This window comes from Salinicola lusitanus, assembly GCF_038648475.1.
GTDB classification, from domain to species: domain Bacteria; phylum Pseudomonadota; class Gammaproteobacteria; order Pseudomonadales; family Halomonadaceae; genus Salinicola; species Salinicola lusitanus.
This window is the reverse complement of sequence record NZ_CP151919.1, coordinates 3,092,251-3,110,092: the sequence shown is the minus strand read 5'-3', so window position 1 is coordinate 3,110,092 and position 17,842 is coordinate 3,092,251. Positions and strand designations below refer to the sequence as shown.

General features: G+C 60.5%; 21 protein-coding genes. 3 read left to right on the top strand and 18 right to left on the bottom strand.

Annotated elements, in window-relative coordinates:
* Positions 1-519: 519 nt before the first annotated feature.
* Positions 520-891, bottom strand: a complete 372-nt coding sequence (locus tag AAGT95_RS13995) for a histone-like nucleoid-structuring protein, MvaT/MvaU family (protein ID WP_342594188.1) — start codon at positions 889-891, stop codon at positions 520-522.
* A gap of 172 nt (positions 892-1,063) precedes the next feature.
* A complete protein-coding gene (cadR, locus tag AAGT95_RS13990) occupies positions 1,064-1,471 on the bottom strand; it encodes a Cd(II)/Pb(II)-responsive transcriptional regulator (protein ID WP_004364961.1) in 408 nt (135 codons plus the stop codon).
* A 95-nt stretch (positions 1,472-1,566) separates the two neighbouring features.
* Between cadR and AAGT95_RS13985 the strand changes: the two genes are divergently transcribed.
* From AAGT95_RS13985 to AAGT95_RS13975, 3 genes are read left to right on the top strand one after another with little or no spacing between them, the layout of a single operon-like run.
* Positions 1,567-2,463: a cation transporter gene (locus AAGT95_RS13985; RefSeq protein ID WP_004574643.1), complete on the top strand. Its 897-nt coding sequence runs from the start codon at positions 1,567-1,569 to the stop codon at positions 2,461-2,463.
* 3 nt (positions 2,464-2,466) lie between these two features.
* Positions 2,467-2,979 (top strand): signal peptidase II, encoded by a 513-nt coding sequence (gene lspA / locus AAGT95_RS13980; RefSeq protein ID WP_004863699.1) that lies wholly within the window; start codon positions 2,467-2,469, stop codon positions 2,977-2,979.
* 21 nt (positions 2,980-3,000) lie between these two features.
* Positions 3,001-4,290 carry an ISL3-like element ISPpu12 family transposase gene (locus tag AAGT95_RS13975; protein WP_004574636.1) on the top strand — a complete coding sequence of 430 codons (1,290 nt, stop codon included), beginning with the start codon at positions 3,001-3,003 and terminating at the stop codon, positions 4,288-4,290.
* 85 nt (positions 4,291-4,375) lie between these two features.
* Here AAGT95_RS13975 and AAGT95_RS13970 read toward each other — a convergent pair whose 3' ends face one another.
* From AAGT95_RS13970 to AAGT95_RS13895, 16 genes are all read right to left on the bottom strand, one after another.
* Positions 4,376-6,418, bottom strand: coding sequence for a DNA topoisomerase III (locus tag AAGT95_RS13970; RefSeq protein ID WP_342594187.1), 2,043 nt, complete (start codon positions 6,416-6,418; stop codon positions 4,376-4,378).
* 71 nt (positions 6,419-6,489) lie between these two features.
* Positions 6,490-6,909, bottom strand: coding sequence for a hypothetical protein (locus tag AAGT95_RS13965; protein WP_342594186.1), 420 nt, complete (start codon positions 6,907-6,909; stop codon positions 6,490-6,492).
* On the bottom strand, positions 6,896-7,102 hold the full coding sequence (locus AAGT95_RS13960) for a hypothetical protein (RefSeq protein WP_071232223.1): 207 nt from the start codon (positions 7,100-7,102) through the stop codon (positions 6,896-6,898). Before AAGT95_RS13960 ends, AAGT95_RS13965 begins: the two co-directional genes overlap by 14 nt.
* 6 nt (positions 7,103-7,108) lie before the next feature.
* The gene (locus tag AAGT95_RS13955; protein ID WP_342594185.1) at positions 7,109-7,681 is read right to left on the bottom strand and encodes a hypothetical protein; all 573 of its coding nucleotides are present in this window, start codon (positions 7,679-7,681) and stop codon (positions 7,109-7,111) included.
* Positions 7,682-7,736: 55 nt separating this feature from the next.
* Complete coding sequence (locus AAGT95_RS13950) at positions 7,737-8,219, bottom strand: single-stranded DNA-binding protein (protein ID WP_342594184.1); 483 nt, start codon at positions 8,217-8,219, stop codon at positions 7,737-7,739.
* A gap of 110 nt (positions 8,220-8,329) precedes the next feature.
* On the bottom strand, positions 8,330-8,776 hold the full coding sequence (locus AAGT95_RS13945; RefSeq protein ID WP_083387383.1) for a DUF3158 family protein: 447 nt from the start codon (positions 8,774-8,776) through the stop codon (positions 8,330-8,332).
* A gap of 394 nt (positions 8,777-9,170) precedes the next feature.
* Positions 9,171-9,938: a PFL_4669 family integrating conjugative element protein gene (locus AAGT95_RS13940; protein WP_071232219.1), complete on the bottom strand. Its 768-nt coding sequence runs from the start codon at positions 9,936-9,938 to the stop codon at positions 9,171-9,173.
* 98 nt (positions 9,939-10,036) lie between these two features.
* Positions 10,037-11,281, bottom strand: coding sequence for an STY4528 family pathogenicity island replication protein (locus AAGT95_RS13935; protein ID WP_342594183.1), 1,245 nt, complete (start codon positions 11,279-11,281; stop codon positions 10,037-10,039).
* Positions 11,281-11,892, bottom strand: a complete 612-nt coding sequence (locus AAGT95_RS13930; RefSeq protein WP_071232217.1) for a DUF2857 domain-containing protein — start codon at positions 11,890-11,892, stop codon at positions 11,281-11,283. Before AAGT95_RS13930 ends, AAGT95_RS13935 begins: the two co-directional genes overlap by 1 nt.
* Complete coding sequence (locus AAGT95_RS13925; RefSeq protein ID WP_342594182.1) at positions 11,892-13,931, bottom strand: ParB family protein; 2,040 nt, start codon at positions 13,929-13,931, stop codon at positions 11,892-11,894. The genes AAGT95_RS13930 and AAGT95_RS13925 overlap by 1 nt, the downstream gene beginning before the upstream one ends.
* Entirely contained in the window at positions 13,928-14,434 is a 507-nt protein-coding gene (locus AAGT95_RS13920) for a hypothetical protein (RefSeq protein WP_071232215.1), read from the bottom strand. Before AAGT95_RS13920 ends, AAGT95_RS13925 begins: the two co-directional genes overlap by 4 nt.
* Positions 14,427-15,116, bottom strand: a complete 690-nt coding sequence (locus AAGT95_RS13915; protein ID WP_342594181.1) for a DUF2786 domain-containing protein — start codon at positions 15,114-15,116, stop codon at positions 14,427-14,429. Before AAGT95_RS13915 ends, AAGT95_RS13920 begins: the two co-directional genes overlap by 8 nt.
* Positions 15,113-15,343, bottom strand: a complete 231-nt coding sequence (locus AAGT95_RS13910) for a type II toxin-antitoxin system HicA family toxin (RefSeq protein ID WP_071232213.1) — start codon at positions 15,341-15,343, stop codon at positions 15,113-15,115. Before AAGT95_RS13910 ends, AAGT95_RS13915 begins: the two co-directional genes overlap by 4 nt.
* Positions 15,336-15,539: a hypothetical protein gene (locus tag AAGT95_RS13905; RefSeq protein WP_071232212.1), complete on the bottom strand. Its 204-nt coding sequence runs from the start codon at positions 15,537-15,539 to the stop codon at positions 15,336-15,338. Before AAGT95_RS13905 ends, AAGT95_RS13910 begins: the two co-directional genes overlap by 8 nt.
* On the bottom strand, positions 15,536-16,933 hold the full coding sequence (gene dnaB, locus AAGT95_RS13900) for a replicative DNA helicase (protein WP_425356057.1): 1,398 nt from the start codon (positions 16,931-16,933) through the stop codon (positions 15,536-15,538). The genes AAGT95_RS13905 and dnaB overlap by 4 nt, the downstream gene beginning before the upstream one ends.
* Positions 16,929-17,837 (bottom strand): ParA family protein, encoded by a 909-nt coding sequence (locus tag AAGT95_RS13895; RefSeq protein ID WP_087721001.1) that lies wholly within the window; start codon positions 17,835-17,837, stop codon positions 16,929-16,931. The genes dnaB and AAGT95_RS13895 overlap by 5 nt, the downstream gene beginning before the upstream one ends.
* Positions 17,838-17,842: the final 5 nt, after the last annotated feature.

Here is a 17,842-nt window from a genome sequence, read left to right as displayed (position 1 = left end):
TGGGCTACCGATACCGGTTCGGGTAGCAAGTATGAATCAGCCATTATGCCGGCCATCGGCCATGCCCCTCGTAGTCATGGTGACGATTGCCGCTGCATCCGGTCCCGAATCACGGCGTTGGACCGATACGGTTGTGCGCGGATCCCCGCACAAAGGGAGCCCAGGGGTCAGGCGGTGGGCGCCGCCACGGTAAAAACAGGTCCAACCGGCCAGCAAGACACCTTTGACGAGATGCCTGGCTGGCCGGTCGAGATGGACTTGAAGAAGTGGTCGACGACCGGTCGACCTGAAACATAGGGAACCTGGAACCCGAATACACGCCAATGTAGTGCAAGCGGAGCCTGCGAGGGGGTGCGCTCTTTCGCCAGGTGATAGCGCTTTGGGTTCGGACCCAAGGAGAGTCCAAAGGGACCAACTGATGACCGTCAGTTGGCAACGGGGTGCATGACCATTATCAGCTAGTCCCCTCACTTCATCAAGCCAGCATACTGTTCGTCAGCACAGCTACGATCACAGGTATTAGTCTTCTTCCCGCACGACCCACCCTTCGACGGTACCGGCACCGTGCTCGTCTTTCCAAGACTTAAGCACCTTGTGGTTCCCACCCCGGGTTTCGATGACCTCACCGGTTTTAGGGTTTTTGTAGATTTTGAGTTTTCTTTTCCGCCGACGACTCGCGGTCGAGACATTCGAAGCGTTGCTCGAATCGCTGGGCGAAAGCAGCTCGAGAACATCCTTGGCTTTCTTGCCGTACTCATTCATCAGAGTTTCAAGCTTGGTTTTAAATTCGATCTCGCTTTGTAGGCGCTGGTCACTCTCCAATGCCTTGAGCTCTTCGGAGAGCTGCTTCAGGAGTTGCTCTTTCTTTGCGTATTCACTTAGCAATGACACAGGTTAAATCCTCGCTTTTCAAGCTATGGCCAGCAAAACATCATAACGGCAAAGGCAGATTTTATCTGCAAGATGAAATTTCTTAGGGTAAGCGGATTAAATGGTTGATCTTACCTTTGCATGAGAGTGAGACAGACCGGCATCTCATCGGATTATCTGGTTGATGCTTCACCTACTGCTGGTGCATGTTTCCTTCGCTAATTCCAGCAAGAACCCCACACGCCTCAACTTCCCGGTCATCGTTGCAACTCGCTCTCAGTGAAACGAGTTGTTTCTCAAGCGCTTGCAGAGCGGTTATCTGCGACCGCACATGAGAGATGTGATCATCGAGCAAGGCGTTGACGGCGGTACAAGGCTGATGAGGGTCGTCCTGATAGCTCTGTAGTTCGTGAATCTCAGCCAGTGACAGGCCCAGGATTCTGCAGCGACGGATGAAGGCCAGCCCCTCACCATGCTTCTCGGTATAGACACGGTAACCGTTGTCCTGCCGATCAGGCGGCGGCAACAAGCCCTGCTGTTCATAGAAGCGGATCGTCTGTGTTTCGACCCCTACCAACTGCGCCAACTGACCAATGCGCATCAGCCTCCTCCCCAACGGATTCTTTACTCTATTGACCTTATAGTAGCTTTATAGTTTTAAATGGTACCACAACATTGTTCAAGTGGAGTCGTATCATGAGCAAATCCTGTGGTGGCGCCTGTGGCGGTGATGCAACGTCCGCAGCGGATACCGATATACAGGCCTCCTCCGAGGCGCCAGGGAGATGGGTCAGTGTTTATGCCGTGCCGAAGATGGACTGTCCATCAGAAGAACGAATGATTCGCCTAGCCCTGAACGGCTTTGAGGAGATTCGGGCGCTGTCCTTCGACTTGTCGAACCGCCGGCTGAAGGTCGTGCATGACGGCGAGGTCGAGCCCGTCACCTCGAAACTGAAGACCTTGGGGCTAGGCGCCTCGCTTCAGGAAACCGTCGCTGCAAATCCGGAGACCATCAAGGCCGCCGAGTTTTCGGCAGCTTCTGCTAAGCAAGAATCCGGGACCCTGCGCTGGTTGCTCGGCATCAATGCACTTCTGTTCGTGGTGGAAATGACTGCCGGTCTGATCGCCCAGTCCACCGGCCTGATTGGAGAATCCCTGGACAATTTTGCCGATGCGGCGGTGTACGGGCTTGCCCTTTATGCGGTTGGACATAGCGTGAAAATGCAGGTACGTGCCGCGCATCTTGCTGGTGTACTGCAACTGATCTTGGCTGTGGGCGTGCTCGTAGAGGTGGTGAGACGCTTTGTATTCGGTAGTGAGCCTGAATCGCTGGTGATGATGGCTATCGCATTCGTCGCATTGATTGCCAATACCAGTTGTCTGCTGCTCATATCCAAACATCGGGAAGGCGGGGCGCACATGAAGGCAAGCTGGATATTCTCGGCCAACGACGTGGTGATCAACCTGGGGGTCATCACCGCCGGCGCCCTGGTCGCGTGGACCGGTTCCAATTATCCGGATCTGATTATCGGCACCATCGCGGGGGGCATTGTACTTAACGGTGCCAGACGCATTTTGGCGTTGAAGGGTTAAATAATGCTCATTATTGGCAAAAAGCTCTCGCCGTATGCCCTATTGTCCATATCGGGCCTGCTGGCAGCGTCTGATCAGGCTGTAAAGTGGCTGGTGCAGCAATCAATGGCCTATGGCGAGTATGTTTCGGTGACCCCGTTCTTTAACTGGGTGCACCTATGGAACACCGGTGCCGCATTCAGTCTTTTTGCGAATGGTGGAGGCTGGCAGCGCTACTTTTTTATCGGAATCGCGGTAGTGGTCTCGATTTTTCTGATCAAGCTGATCCTTGAAAATCGTCATAAAGGAGAAGCCATCGCTTACAGTCTTATCCTCGGTGGCGCCATGGGCAACCTGATTGACCGGGTCTTTCGCGGCTATGTTGTGGATTCCTTTGATTTCTATTGGCGAGACTGGCATTGGCCGGCCTTCAACCTGGCTGATATTGCAATTGTCCTCGGTGCCTTACTTTTCGTTTCCAGCAGCTTGTTGGGTAAAAAAGCAAACACCAATGCCGAGCCGGATGGATCTGACTGACACCTACGCCTATACAACACCATGACCGAACTTCCCGACAACATCCTTCACCTGCCGCAATACCAAGTACTGGGCTGCAAATCAACCGACGACGAAATGCACTTCCAGGTGGACGTGCCCGATCCCATCGCCTGCGAGGAATGCGGCGTGCAGGGTGAGTTCGTACGGTTCGGCAAGCGTGACGTTCCCTATCGTGATCTGCCCATCCACGGCAAGCGGGTCACTCTCTGGGTGGTCCGCCGCCGATACACCTGCCGGGCCTGCAAGACAACATTCAGGCCCCAGCTACCGGAGATGGTGGACGGATTCCGTATGACACTGCGGCTGCATGAGTACGTGGAGAAGGAATCCTTCAACCACCCCTACACCTTTGTGGCGGCACAGACCGGCCTGGACGAGAAGACGGTGCGCGACATCTTCAACGCCCGCGCCGAGTTCCTGGGGCGCTGGCACCGCTTCGAGACGCCCCGCATCCTGGGCATTGACGAGCTATACCTGAACAAGCGCTACCGCTGCATTCTGACCAACATTGAGGAGCGAACCCTGCTCGACCTGCTGGCCACCCGCCGCCAGGACGTGGTGACCAACTACCTGATGAAGCTGAAAGACCGGCAGAAGGTCGAGATCGTCAGCATGGACATGTGGAACCCCTACCGGGCAGCGGTCAAGGCTGTGCTGCCCCAGGCCCGTATCGTGGTCGATAAGTTCCATGTGGTGCGCATGGCCAACGATGCCCTAGAGAGAGTGCGCAAGGGCCTCAGAAAGGAGCTGAAACCGTCCCAGAGCCGGACTCTCAAGGGAGACCGGAAAATCCTGCTGAAACGCGCTCACGAAGTCTCAGACCGGGAGCGCCTCATCATGGAGACCTGGACAGGCGCGTTCCCGCAACTGCTGGCCGCCTACGAGCACAAGGAGCGCTTCTACGGCATCTGGGACGCCACCACACGGCTCCAGGCAGAAGCCGCCCTGGACGAGTGGATAGCCACCATCCCGAAGGGCCAAAAGGAAGTCTGGAGCGATCTGGTCAGGGCAGTGGGAAACTGGCGCGAAGAGACCATGACCTACTTCGAGACGGACATGCCCGTCACCAACGCTTACACGGAGTCCATCAACCGACTGGCCAAGGACAAGAACCGTGAAGGGCGCGGTTACTCCTTCGAGGTGATGCGGGCACGAATGCTCTACACCACGAAGCACAAGAAGAAGGCACCGACTGCGAAGGTCTCTCCTTTCTACAAGAAAACCATCGGTTACGGACTGCCGGACTTCGCAGAGGAACTCAACTACGGAGTCGATCTATCAACCATCTGAGGGTGGTATCAGATTGATGGGGTGAAGGTGCCCCATCAACCACTTAATACGGATACCCATTTCTTAAAAGGTCCAGAAAATTGCTTCAAGGTTTCGGTTTACGGCTTTCGCCCGTTTTATTCGAACTTCGAGAAGTCCTTTTCGCGATTGGTTTGGAGATGGCCCTAGTCCCAGTGCAATCCGGATAACGGGAGCAAGACCAGAAGGGACCATTGCTACTCTTGCGCTTGCGCATCTTCGCCTGGCACTTGGGACAGGTTTCGCTCGGTGCTTCAGGGAGATTCAGTTGGGGACGCTGAAGCGCGATCTCGATGAGCTTATTGAGCAGCACGCTTTGTCGCTCCATGAAATCATCCAGCGTCATCGCTCCCTCGGCGACCTGATCCAACGCCTGCTCCCATAGTGCCGTCATCCCCGGGTTGCTAATCTGAGGCGGCAACGCCGCGATGAGCCCCTGGCCCACCGGGGTCGAGACGATCGTGCGCCCCTTCTTCCGGATGAAACCACGCTTGAGCAGCGTCTCGATGATGCCGGCGCGTGTCGCTTCGGTACCGATGCCGGCACTCTCTCGCAGTCGCGCTCGTAGCCGCTCATCAGTGACGAAACGGGCCGCGTTCTTCATCGCCGAAATCAATGTCCCCTCGGCAAAGGGTTTCGGCGGTTGGCTCTGACGATCCTTCACCAGCAGATCCCGAACCGAACAGCTCTCCCCCTGACGGAGAGGCGGGAGCGCCTGCGCACTGGAAGCCTCCTGCTCCTCGTCATCACCGTCCTGCCCTTTGCCCTTCCCTCGGGGAAAGAGCACCTTCCAGCCATCGACCTGCACCTGTCGCCCCGAGGCGACGAAGGTCTCGCCGGCGAGATTCAGCCTGGCATCGGTCTGGTCGAACTCGTAGCCCGGCAGGAACTGCGCCAGATAGTGCCGACGGATGAGATCGTAAACCCGGAACTCCTCATCGCTCATCCGATCGATACGGCAAGGCGCCGTGGTGGGAATGATGCCGTGGTGAGCCGTGATCTTGCTGTCGTTCCAGACGCGACTCTTGAGCGTCTGGTCCAGTTGATCGATAACCGGGGAGAGCTTCTCATCCGAATGCAGGAGCGCCGTCACGACGGCCCCGACCTCGGACAGCATCGATATCGGCAGATAGCGGCAATCGGTACGCGGGTAGCTCGTGGCCTTATGGGTCTCGTAGAGGGACTGAGCGATGTCGAGCACCTGCTGGGCACCGAAGCCGTATCGCTTCGAACACTCCTGCTGCAGCGTGCCGAGATCCATCACCAGCGGCGCCGATTCTTTTTTGCGTGCCGTCTCGATGGCTGCAACGATCGCCGCCACCCCCTGGCATCGGGATGCGACCGCTCGTGCCGCCTCCGGATTGACGCATCGCCCCTCCTCGTCGAGCCAGTCGGCGTTGGCCGGCAGCCACTTTGCCTGGAACAAACCGCCCTGCGCCTGCAGGTTTGCCACCACTTCCCAGAACGGTTTGGGCACGAAGTTCGCGATCTCCTGGTCGCGCCTGACCACCAAGGCCAGAGTCGGTGTTTGCACCCGGCCCACCGACAGGACGCCCTGGTGGCCTTGCTGCTGAGCCAGCACCGAAAAGGCGCGGGTCAGATTCATTCCAACCAGCCAGTCCGCGCGGGAACGGCCCAGTCCCGCCTGGTACAACGGATACGTCGACTCTCCCGGCCGGATATTGGCCAGCGCCTTGCGAATCGATGCCTGGTCGAGTGCGGACAGCCAGAGCCGAGAGACACGACCCTGATAGCGGCAGGCGTCAAGGATTTCGCGACCGATGGTCTCGCCTTCCCGATCGGCATCGGTGGCCACCACCACTTCGCTGCACTGTTTCAACAGTCCCTGAATCACCTTGAACTGCTTACCGGCGTCCTTGCGCACCGTGTTCTTCCACTGCGCCGGACGGATCGGCAGCGACTCCAGTGACCAGCGCTTCAGCTCGGGATCGTAGGCTTCGGGGGGTGCCTGCTCGAGGAGATGACCGAAGGCCCAAGTTACAACGATGCCGTCGCCCTGCAGACAACCATTGGCTTTACGGGTCGCCCCCAGGACCGCGCCAATATCGCGCGCCTGAGAGGGTTTTTCGCAGAGAAACAAGCGGGACATGACACCGGGCCTCACAAAAATGGGTATGGCCTCAGCGTGACGGGCTGGATCAGGGGATTCAGCGGGGAATGTTAATCGAGCTGGAGCAGGTAATGCGCGTCGTCGATGATCCAGGCTTCCGCATTGCCATGGGCAGCGCCGCGCGTATTGTCTTCGGCCACACAGGCGACCTCCGGGTGTCGTCTTAGCGCCAGAGCCAAGCGCCGAGCCAACAGGCCATTGAACGGGATGTCAGCATCGAGCCAGAACCACTGGGCCGTGGAAGCATCGTCGATAGTGATGATCTCACCGCTGAGCCAGCGCACCGGGATCAGGTAATGTCCCTGACCGGGCTTGAGAATGGTCGGTTTTAGCAACATGCCGTCGGGGGCGAAACGGCAATCGACCGCGTGATCGATGATGGCCTGAATCTCCGACTCGATCAGCGGGCGACGTCCCGGGAGCGGGCGAATGAAGAACCGCTGATAGACCGCTGCCTCAGTCTCTTTCATCCTTGAGTATCCCCAGGTCGATCCAGTCGACGACCGTCTCGGTGCCGATATCACATTCGCGCATCAATGCCTTGAGACGAACACGAAACTCGACGACCCGGCCGGTCTCCTGCGCGTCGTCGAGTTCCCGCAGCATGTTGCCCAGCTGTTCGTCCAGACTCCAACCATCCTTGATGGTGAAGAAGTTGGGCATGAGTGGTCAGTCTAGCGCGGCGTTGAGGCGCTGTGTCAGCGCGGACTCCATGGCATCACCGTCATACAGGGTTCGCTTGTCGGCCGGAGCCCAGCTGTAGTGGATGCGCGAGCCCGCGCCGCTCTTCTCGATCTGAACCCGCTGCAGGATCGAGTATCGCGTCCCGCCAAGGGTCTGGCGTCCGTAATCACCGAGATTATAATAGGCCCCCGGCGTGCGGTCGTGCTTCCAGGCGACATCCCCCATCTGCATTTTGGCCGTCGTGCTTTCCGGGCTCTCGAAGTCATTGGGGGAGCGGAATCCCATCGCCGACTTGATCCGGGCATAAGCGGTATCGACATCGACGCGGGAATCGATATCGGCGGAACCGCTCTGACTGCCCAGACTCTTGGCGTCGACCGTTTGCCTCTCGGCATTGGTCGCCACCTTCTGCGGCGTCTCGCTGGGGTCGTAGTTCAGCGGTTCACCCGTGACCGGATTGTCGAAACAGGTGACACAGACACCGTTCGAGTAATAGTGATCCTGCGCCGCGCATCCGGCCAAAGCCACCACCCCCACTGCCACTACCCAGTGTTTCATCCCACCACTCCCGGTTTGTCTCATATTGATTCGCCTCTGATGCCTGTAGATCCGCTCACCCCAGACTGTCCGAATCTGTGCTCACCGGATTGTCCCATTCGCCGTCTGGTCCAGCGGACTTGGAATACGCCCCCTGTTGCGAAGGCGGCTGACGAGGTGTCTGCTGTCCCTGCGCTGGCTCAAGCACGACCTGGGCGACGCGGAACGGAAGAATGCCGATGCGAACGGCCTGCACCTTGAACTGCGACCGGCTGTTGCCCTCATTGTCCTGCCACTCGTCCAGCACCATGCGGCCCGACACCATGACCCGCATGCCCTTCTGGTAAAGCTGTGCCCACTGCTCGACATCGCGATGCCAGATCTCGACGTTTGCCCAGAACCCGCCTTTATCGACATTGCCGGTATCGGTCGGTACCGGATTATCGAAGCGGACATTCAGGCGCATGACGCCACGCGGTGGCTGATTGCCGTTAGAGGAGAACATCTTCACTTCCGGATCTGAACCGATGTTCCCCTCGCCCATGAAATGCGTGCTCATATGAATCTCCTGAATCGAATGTATGCCCGACTACAGTGGCCGGGAGCGGCAAAGGGCGTCAGCGGGAAACGTTAAGGCCGGTGGCGAACTATTCCGGAACGTTGCAGGTGTCAGACCATGGCCTCGATCTCGTCGAGGTCTTTCAGCAGGCGATTGAGGCGATCGACCTGTCGAGTCGCCGCCGCGACTTTGGCATTGAAGATCGCGCGCTCGGTCTCGATCTCGATCAACTGACGCTTCATCCCCACCGAAACATCACCGTACTGGAGCACGGCCTCAAGCAGACGTCGCCCCATCTGGGTCTGGGCCTTGTCGCGCCACTGCACTGCGCGTACACGCCCCCCGCTGTTGTTATGCGGTTTGAGCCAGAGACCTGCCTGGACCACCGTGCGGTTGTAGCGGTTGGCGAAGTCCGCTGCCTCTTGCCACATCCGACGACACTCCTCTTCCAGCTCGTCCCGAAATCGAAGAATCTCCCCTTTACCCTTAAAGGGTTTTAAAAGGCCCTTTGCGTACTGATTCAGTGCAAAGTCCTGACGCTGTTCCAGTGCAGTCATCGCGCTTACGGTCCTGTCCTATTCTCGTTGCAGATACTTGGTAGCCCCACCGATCCTGCGGGGAGTGTTTCCGGGGAAACACCCTGGCCTGGTCTCGTTGGAGTGTTTCCGGGGGAAACACCCCGGCCTGGTCTCGTTGGAGTGTTTCCGGGGGAAACACCCCGGCCTGGTCTCGTTGGAGTGTTTCCGGGGGAAACACCCTGGCCTGGTCTCGTTGGAGTGTTTCCGGGGGAAACACCCTGGCCTGGTCTCGTTGGAGTGTTTCCGGGGGAAACACCCTGGCCTGGTCTCGTTGGAGTGTTTCCGGGGGAAACACCCTGGTCTCGTTGAAGTGATTCCCCGGAATCAGCCACCGATCCTGCGGGAAGTGATGCCAGTGGCTTCACCTGCAGCATTAGTCCTCGGAGGCTCCGGGCTGGGGTAGCAACTGGTCGTCGTCCAGGTCCGCGCCTTCGAGTCTGTGTCCCTGATCGCTGCCGGACGGTGAAGCTTCCTCACGCCGGATCGTCGGCGCAAACTCGCTGCGGCGCGTCCCCTCCAGGATGTCCTGCGGCAGCTCTCCGTATTTCTCGAGGGCGTTTCGCGCCTTGGCGTTATTAGCCGCGAAGTCATCCCGCGTTGCCCCGCTGAACCCGGGGAACTTGACGGGGGCGTAACAGAGCGAACGCAAGGCATGACCGCCCTGATCACGGATCATTGCGCCGCGTTGCTTGTTGCCCAGCAATCCAATGTGATGAGCCAGCAAGACATCGCGCACGATGCTGTCGTACTGCATCAGCAACATGACGGCCTGCCAGCCCATCTGCCCACCGGTGAACACGGGCGTCACGAACGGTTGCTGGCTGACGTTGCGGCTGACATCCAGCCCTTCCGGGATCTGCTTCAGCACACTGCTGACTCGAGTTTCCAGTTGCTGCAGCGCCTGTCGGGTCTCGTCGACCTTCTCCTCGAGCATGAGCAGCCAGCTATCGGCATAGGGGTCGTCCCGGCCTGCTGCCTGGTGAACACGACCGGCCAGCGACAGGAACTGCTTGAGGCCAACCACCTGGGGTTTTCCGCTCTCGACTCCGCGCCCGTGCCAGGCAAGCACTGCCGGATAGGTGTGCAGGGTCATCTCGATCTTGCTGCGTAGCTGCCCTACACGTGGCTCAGTGCTGGCCATAATCACTCCTGAGTCGTCGATGCACTGGATGGGATGCCAGCATCAGGGGTCGTTGAGCATTGCCCTACCGAAAATGTTAAACGCGATCTCAAGGGTTTCTAGCGCCGAAGTCCGAGGCGCTTGAACATCTCCCCTCGCGCCTGCTCGGTTGCAGCCGAAATCGGCTGCGGTTCCGGCTCGGCCGGTTTTGGCGGCGACATCGCCACCACCGGCGCGGTGACGACCCGGTTCTGTTCATCACTCGTTTCGGCCTGGTCACGCCGCTTGTTGGCGACGCCGCGCCCGAAGTTCGTCAGCTGGAAATTGTCCGAGGCGGCACGCTTGGCCAGGGTGTGCAGGAAGCCCAGGGTGTTCTTGACCTTGCCGGCATCGACCCGCCCGGCGGCTTCGTCGATCACCGCCTGCTGCATCTCGGTCGACAACCCCGTCAGCAGGAACGTGACCGATTCCCGCTCGTCGGCAGTCAGTTCGAGCGGCCAGCTCCAGACCAGCGAGGTGTCGCCCGGCTCGCGCGCGGTGGTTTTACAAACACTGTTTGTATAACTACGTACTGTAGGGCGAGCCGCATCGGAAACTGTGTCGTAAGTGCCTGATTCACGCATGAGTTTCCGCTGGAAACTGGGATCTTCGGGTTCGGGAAACTGCCCGAGTTTCCGCCGGAAACCGGGCGAATCTGGCTGAGTTTCTGCCGGAAACTGGGCGCCGGCTGACTGAGTTTCCGCTGGAAACTCTGCACGCCTCTGCCGCTCGGCACGCTGGTCGATGACATCGAGTCGGGTCGGCAGCTCGAGCACTCCGCCCTCGGCCAGCTCGTCGCGGACGAGTTGCGCCACCTCGGCCACATCGCGGTTGTGATGACGGGTGCAACGGATGACGTACTCGATGTACTCGGCATCCAGCGACAGCGACTCGGCAGGTGCCAACGGCTCGTCGTGCAGCACGTAGACGTTGCCGATCATGCGCCCGTTACCGGTGTTGCGAGCTTTCATGCCCAGGGTCATCCACCGGGTCAGCCTGAGGATCGCGATGACACGCGCCACGGTCTTGCGTGACGCCTTGCGGTTCGCACCGGAACGCAGCAGCGGCTCCAGTTCGTCATAGGTGGGAAATGCAGTGGTGCGATCGGCGTTCGAGAGCAGCCGGATCATCTGCCAGCCGAGCACGTCGACCGCGCCCAGGCGTTGGTCGAGCAGCAGGGCTCGGGGAACGGTTTCATGGGGGTTCCCCATGAACAGCAGGCCGTCGAGCGCATCTTCCTGACTGTTTGACGCCGAGGCGGCATCGCCTCGGCGTTGAGTCATGGATGACGCGGCGCGCCCGATGAGCGCGTCAAAATGTTTCATCACGCCACCCCTTCACGCACCACGCCCTCATCCTCGGCAGGCAGGCTTTGCTGTCGCGCCTGCTCCGGCTGGGTCCACTGCTTGATCAGGGTCCAGATCACCGCCAAGGGCAGCGCGACCTCTTCGGCCAACACCAGCATGCCGCGAATGTCTTCCACGGCACCGGGGCCAGCCGGGTCATCAGAGATGGTCTGCCAGCGGTGGTACGCCTCGTGCTCTACCTTCTCTTCCGGCATGGGCAAGCGTCCCTGCCGGCTCGGCACGCCCAGCAGCGTGCGACGCGCCGAGCAGTCGTTCGGGGTCAGACCGAAGAAGGTGGACAGCATGTGCACGCTGGCCCCGTGTCGAATGCAGTGATCGACCAGCCCGTCGCGATCCTGGTCGCGATCGACTCGGCGCAGCGCCGCCTTGAAGGTGTCGTGATCCAGCTCGAACCGGGCCACGCCCGGAAACTCGTGGATCAGGGACTCGATCTCGCTGGCCCGCAGACGACTGAGGCTCTGCAGCTCGTCGTCGCGGAAGCCCAGCGCGCGAGCTCGTCGCATGTCGCCCTCACGGATCAGGATTAGCGCCTGGTTGAACAGCGCATGGTTGAGTTGCGGTGTTGCCATCACGAATCCCCCTCTGCATTGAGCACGTCACGCAGCACCCGGATCAGCCGGGTCAGCCAGAACACACGAACGAAGAGACCGTCGGGCAGACGCACCTCGGCGTCGTCACCATGACTGCCCACCAGTTCACCCAGCAGCGAGATATCGCTCGGCATCACCGGATCAATGTTGCCCTCGAGACCGGCCAGCAGTTGCCAGACGAGCTGAGCGCGGCGGCTGGGAGCGCCCTCGAGCGGACTGAGTTCGTAACCGATACCGTCGCGAGCGTTGAGGCGAATGACTTCGCTGGATCCGCTGGCCTCGATTCCCGCCCAGCTGGCCAGCACCTGGACCACTTCTCCGACCTGCATGCGCAGATCCTGGGCGTTGCGACGCCAGGTCGGCACATGCCAGAGATCCGTGATCGGGGCGACACGGCCACCGTCCTGGAGCGGCACACTCTTGAGGGCCGCTGCCTCGAAGTCGATGGCCTCCTCGCCGTGCTCCTTCGCCTGCCAGTGACGCAACTGGCGATGGCCTTCCGTCTCGTGGTGGGGAGAGAGGGTCAGATCGGCTGCGATGGTCGCCTGCTCCTCGGCAGAGCGCGTCGGCTGAGGTGTGTGCTCCTGCAACAGACCATCGGTGTCCAGCAGCCCGCCAGTGTTGTCGTTCCAGTCGTCATCGAAGCTGCCGCCCTGTGGGGCCACCGGTGTTCGCTGAGTCTGAGCCTCGAGTTCGGCGTTGCGCTGCTCGAGCTGCTCGAGCTGGGCGCGCATCTGTTTCATGGCGACCGACTCGCCCACCCCGCCCGTATCCGGCACACCGCGCGTCGGCGACGGTTCCGGCGTGGGATCGAGGTCGCTCTGGCCATCGCCGAATGTCAGATCATTGGGGTCGAGTTCACCGTCGCCGCCGGTGGGCTCGCCACGGCCTTGAGAGGTTTTGGCGGTCGATGGCAGCGAGGAGGCGCCCGACGCCTTGCCGGATGACGAGCCATCCGGGGAGGTGTCCGGTTTTGGTGGATAGAGGTGGCGCTCCTGGGGATGACGCAGTCGTTCCAGTTCACTATCGACGGTGGTCCAGATATCCGCGCGCTCCTCGTCCGTTGCCGCCCGGGCATACTTGCGCACGGTGAACCAGTTCTTCCAGGCCATGTCGATGGGGTTGAAGTGCAGGCCCGTGTGCTCGTTGAGCATGCCCTTCAAGCGATCCTCGACGATGTTCCAGCGAAACTCGGTCTGCCCCTCGTGATCGAGCTGGGCCATCTCCTCATGCCAGGCCAGCGCGAAATCGCCTTCGACGACGTTGTTGGCCCAGCGCTCACCCTCGCCCAGGTCATCGGCGTGCTCGATCCAGTAGTCGGCACATCGGATCCAGCACTCGTCGCAGAACTGGCGATAGGAGATCAGCTTCTCGATCTGTCCCTTGCCCATACCAGCATCCAGCGTCAGCGGCAGGGTCGGCAGAAAATGCTCGATGGTGTAAAGCATTTTCGAGATATGGCTGTGGTTGATGGTGTAACCCAGGACGCGTAGCCGCTTGGTCAGCTCACGCTGGGAGATGGTCTCGCCAGCGTCTTCCTCGATCATGCGCTTGGCTTCGAAGATCCCGCGCGCGCGTTCGATCCAGCTCAGTTGCCCTCGGTTGTCGTTCTCGGCCAGGTGGCCGGCGAGCACGTTGATCTCCCCCTGCCACGGAATGAAATGACAGTCCTGGTGATAGAAGGACTGATCGCCCGTCTCCTGGTACAGCTCATTGAGAATGGTCAAGCGGGTGTTGCCACCGTCGGAGATCATGTAGCGGTCATCGCCGGGACGCTGCGTGACGGTCAACTTCTGCTTGAGCCCGACCGCCTTGATCGACTCCTTGATCTCATCAAACTTCGGATTGTGATGGGTTCTGGGGTTGCGGTCGTAGGGACGCAGCTGATCCAGCGTGAGCGACATCGCCTGTTCGCGGGTTGGTGCCGGCAGCCGATCGGTGGGCTGGCTCCTGAGCGTCGGCCCCGGCTGGTTCAGCTTGGCCGTGATCTGGTCGGGGGTAACGGATGGTTTACTCATGAGGTCCACTCCGGCTGCCGCGAGGCGCAGCCATCAGAATCGAAAAAATGGTTCAACTGCTGGTTGAGACGACCGATGCTCTGGGTCAACCCGTGTAGGCTCAGGTCGCTGCGCGTCTGCGGCGGATGCTGCTGGCACAGCGCCTGCAGGCCACGACGCAGATCGAGAAGATTGTCGTTGACGATCACCAGCAGCTCGAAATCGCTGAGGTCGAAATACTGGAGCTGTGCCCAGCGCAGGCTGTGGTGGGGCTCCATCTCGAGCCGACTGGCCTTGTCGCAGGCCATATGGAAGACCAGCCAGGTATCGATGAGCAGCGAGCGCAGCGCATCGTTGCGCTTGTTGTGCGCCTGGGGATGCGCGGCGAACCAGGACTCCAGTGTCTCGACCCAGCCGGCAAAGGGATCGAGCAGTCCCAGGGCCAGACATTCCCGGCCCTGCAGATAGCGCTCCATACCCCGGTCGGTCGCGGCGCGTGTCGGAAACGTGATGATCTCAGCCATGGGACAGCTCCTTGTGTTGGTCGCGATCGACGCCGCCATGCAGACGCGCATTACGGCCAGCGGCGTACCCCCGGGCCATTGCCCGCTGATCGTCACGGCGTTGACCGCGATCGATGGCCTCCATCGCTTCGAGCTGGGGATAGAAGCGCTGCTGGAAGTGCTCGATCGCCGCGACCGACGCCTCCGTCTTCTGCACCGGGACGATGTGCTCATATGCCCCGGCGACCCATGCCAGCGCATAGGCGTCTGCCCGACGGATCTTGGTGACGCGCTTCGCGCGCTTGTGCATGCCGTTCAGGAATGCCTTGCGATCGCTGATCAGCTGACGCTGCAGCACCTCGAAGGCATAAGCCGCGATGCGTACCTGGCTCGCCTCACCGAGGAAGGCGAAGTACCCCTGCCAGCTCTCGAACGTAGGACGCGGTTCGTAGACCGTGGCGGTACCGAAGGCGGCATTGACCAGGCTGGCCAGATGATCGAGCCAGCGCGGCGGCTTGCGCCCGGCCGGGGACTTGACGGCCACGCGGTCGATGGTCGATGCCGCGACATCGATCTCGCTGACGCCGTACTCGTCCATCAGATGCTGCGCCTGACGCAGGGCCGTTCCGGCCTCGTGCTCGTTGGCAGAGTGCGACAGCGCCAGACAGCGCTCGATCTTGCGAAGGATGCGATCGGGAATCATGCCTCATCCCCCTCTTGTCGCTGCACCCTGCGCAGCCGTGCCAGCACGTTCTTCTCGGCACGCGCGTCGCTGGGTGAAAAACCGGTGAATACGGGCGGGCAGCCCGGCTTAATGAAACGAACGTGGCCACCTCGGGTACGCTCGACGTTCCAGCCATGAGTCACGGCGTAACGCACCACGCGCTTCAGGGCGCGCGTCGAGCAGCGGATTGGCAGTGCATCAGGCATGGGTCACCTCCCCGATGACTTGATCGGTGTGATCAAGCTGCTGACGAAACAGATCCAATTGCCCCTCCAGCGACAGGATCAGTTGCTCCCGCTCATCTCGAAGCACACGACACTCGCGATTAAGCCGTGCGAGTTCTTCGCGCTTTTCAGCGAGGCGAGTTTCAAGATCCTGGAGATCGTGAGCTGTACAGTTCATGGCCGCGTCTCCTGTAACTGTTTCCACGCCAGTGATTCGAACCGGGTGCTCGAGCCCACGAACGTCAGATGCACCGTGCCGGTGGGACCGTTGCGCTGCTTGCCAATGATCAGCTCGGCCAGCCCCTTGTTGTCGGGGTTATCGGTGTTGTAGACCTCGTCGCGGTAGACGAAGCCGATGACGTCGGCGTCCTGCTCGATCGCGCCCGAGTCGCGCAAATCGGCCATGCAGGGCCGCTTGTTGGGGCGATTTTCCAGCGTGCGGTTGAGCTGCGAGAGCGCCACCACCGGGCAGTTGAGATCCTTGGCGGTGGCCTTGAGGATGCGCGAGATCGCCGAAATCTCGTTATTGCGGTTCTCGCAGCCCGGCTCCTCGAGCAGTTGCAGGTAGTCGATGAGGATAAGGGCCGGCTTGCCATGGCGGCGCATCAGCCGACGGGCGCGGGACTTGAGCGAAGTTGCCGAGAGCCCGCTGGAGTCGTCCACGAACAGACGCTCCTCGAAGCCCAGTATGCGATTCGTGGCGGAGGTCAGCTTCTCCCAGCCCCCGTCGTCCAACTGGCCAGAGCGGAGTTTGCTCAGGTCCAGCCGCCCCATGCTCGCCATCAGACGCAGCATCAGCTGCTCCTCGGGCATCTCGAGCGAGAAGACGAAGATCGGTGCGGTGGCCAATTCGGTGCGACCCGCCGTGGCAACCAGCGCATTCTCGACGAGGTTCATCCCCAGCGTGGTCTTGCCCATCGATGGGCGACCGGCGATGACGATCAGGTCCGAGGCCTGCCAGCCACAGGTGAGCGCGTCGAGGTCCTGGTAACCGGTGGGTGTGCCGGTAATGCCATCCTTGGCGTTGAAGGCACGATCAATAGTATCGATCGCTGCGGTCAACGCTGGACGTATGCCGGTTTCCTTGCCCTGCCGATTTTCGGCCAGCTCAAACAGTTGACGCTCGGTGGCTTCGACCAACGCCTGACTGAGCTGCTGTCCATCCAGCGCCCGCTGACTGAGATCACGCCCCATGTTGACCAGCTGCCGGCGACGCTGATGCTCGCGAACGATGCCGGCATAGGCGACCACATTGGTTGCCGACGGCGTGTTACGGGCCAGCTCGGCCAGGTAGGACAAGCCGCCGCAGGTCTCGAGATTATCATCGCGCTCCAACACCTCGGAGAGCGTCACCACATCCAGCGGCTTTTCGTCATGGGATAGCGCTTCCATCGCCTTGAAGATCAGCCGATGCGGGTAGTGATAAAACGCGCCGGCATCGACGATTTCGCAGATGTCATCCCACTTTGTGTTGTCGAGCATCAACGCGCCCAGCGTGGACTGCTCGGCCTCGATGCTATGCGGTGGCAGAAGCCCCATGGCCTCTGCGTCTGCCGGGGATGCGGCCTCAATGGACATGACCGACCCCCGATTTACCCATGCCCAATTTGCCGTTAGGCGTGACCGCGCCTACTGCGCCTACTGCGCCTACTGCGCGGATGGCATCGGCCCACTCGGGATAGAGATCGATGGCCACGGCCTTGAGTTGGTCGGCACAGGCCGGTGCCTTGCGACTGTATGGCTTGCGCGGCTCGACCCGATGGACGGGCAAGCCCTGCAGCGCAGCCGAACGATAGGCGGAGAGATTGACCAGCGGGGTCTCGAGAACGCTGATGCCGTGATCTTCGACCTCGGCATACATGGTGCGAATGCTGTCGGCGATATCGCGGGCGTCGCGCAGTTGGTCGGTCATCTTGTTGAGCAGGATGGAGACCGGCGGCACCTCGAAACGGGTATAGCGCGCCAGCTCGCGCAGCTCGTTGAGCATGCCCTGAGTGCCACGCACGAATTCGCGGGCGGTTAGCAGTTCGGGAACGATGGGAGAGATCAGCCGATCGGCAGCCATGACGGCCATCTCGAGAATCACTGAGCGCGCGCCCTGGGTATCGATCAGGATGGCGTCATAGCGATCAGCAAAGCGATCGAGCAGATCGATCAGGCGGAAACGACCATTCGGGGCGTTGAGCAACAACTGCTGCAACTGATTCCGATAGTCGTTCGAGACAATGATGTCGAGATTGGGAATAGCGGTGTGCGAGATAATCTGGTCGAGGTCGACCAGCTCTGTCGCGAGCAGCTCGTACACCCCACCAGGGGCAGGCTGGGACAGCTCATAGTAGGAAGAGAGGGTTGGCTGGGAGTCCAGGTCTATGAGCAGGACCCGTAGACCGGCGTCTGCCAGGAGACCGCCCAGATTGGCCGTCGTGGTGGTTTTCCCGACGCCGCCCTTGGAGCAAACCGTTGCTGAAACGCGCATGACTA

Bases quoted from the DNA above. Each gene is read 5' to 3' on its own strand.
- cadR (WP_004364961.1), bottom strand. From the start codon at position 1,471: ATGCGCATTGGTCAGTTGGCGCAGTTGGTAGGGGTCGAAACACAGACG.
- AAGT95_RS13985 (WP_004574643.1), top strand. From the start codon at position 1,567: ATGAGCAAATCCTGTGGTGGCGCCTGTGGCGGTGATGCAACGTCCGCA.
- lspA (WP_004863699.1), top strand. From the start codon at position 2,467: ATGCTCATTATTGGCAAAAAGCTCTCGCCGTATGCCCTATTGTCCATA.
- AAGT95_RS13975 (WP_004574636.1), top strand. From the start codon at position 3,001: ATGACCGAACTTCCCGACAACATCCTTCACCTGCCGCAATACCAAGTA.
- AAGT95_RS13970 (WP_342594187.1), bottom strand. From the start codon at position 6,418: ATGTCCCGCTTGTTTCTCTGCGAAAAACCCTCTCAGGCGCGCGATATT.
- AAGT95_RS13965 (WP_342594186.1), bottom strand. From the start codon at position 6,909: ATGAAAGAGACTGAGGCAGCGGTCTATCAGCGGTTCTTCATTCGCCCG.
- AAGT95_RS13960 (WP_071232223.1), bottom strand. From the start codon at position 7,102: ATGCCCAACTTCTTCACCATCAAGGATGGTTGGAGTCTGGACGAACAG.
- AAGT95_RS13955 (WP_342594185.1), bottom strand. From the start codon at position 7,681: ATGAAACACTGGGTAGTGGCAGTGGGGGTGGTGGCTTTGGCCGGATGC.
- AAGT95_RS13950 (WP_342594184.1), bottom strand. From the start codon at position 8,219: ATGAGCACGCATTTCATGGGCGAGGGGAACATCGGTTCAGATCCGGAA.
- AAGT95_RS13945 (WP_083387383.1), bottom strand. From the start codon at position 8,776: ATGACTGCACTGGAACAGCGTCAGGACTTTGCACTGAATCAGTACGCA.
- AAGT95_RS13940 (WP_071232219.1), bottom strand. From the start codon at position 9,938: ATGGCCAGCACTGAGCCACGTGTAGGGCAGCTACGCAGCAAGATCGAG.
- AAGT95_RS13935 (WP_342594183.1), bottom strand. From the start codon at position 11,281: ATGAAACATTTTGACGCGCTCATCGGGCGCGCCGCGTCATCCATGACT.
- AAGT95_RS13930 (WP_071232217.1), bottom strand. From the start codon at position 11,892: ATGGCAACACCGCAACTCAACCATGCGCTGTTCAACCAGGCGCTAATC.
- AAGT95_RS13925 (WP_342594182.1), bottom strand. From the start codon at position 13,931: ATGAGTAAACCATCCGTTACCCCCGACCAGATCACGGCCAAGCTGAAC.
- AAGT95_RS13920 (WP_071232215.1), bottom strand. From the start codon at position 14,434: ATGGCTGAGATCATCACGTTTCCGACACGCGCCGCGACCGACCGGGGT.
- AAGT95_RS13915 (WP_342594181.1), bottom strand. From the start codon at position 15,116: ATGATTCCCGATCGCATCCTTCGCAAGATCGAGCGCTGTCTGGCGCTG.
- AAGT95_RS13910 (WP_071232213.1), bottom strand. From the start codon at position 15,343: ATGCCTGATGCACTGCCAATCCGCTGCTCGACGCGCGCCCTGAAGCGC.
- AAGT95_RS13905 (WP_071232212.1), bottom strand. From the start codon at position 15,539: ATGAACTGTACAGCTCACGATCTCCAGGATCTTGAAACTCGCCTCGCT.
- AAGT95_RS13895 (WP_087721001.1), bottom strand. From the start codon at position 17,837: ATGCGCGTTTCAGCAACGGTTTGCTCCAAGGGCGGCGTCGGGAAAACC.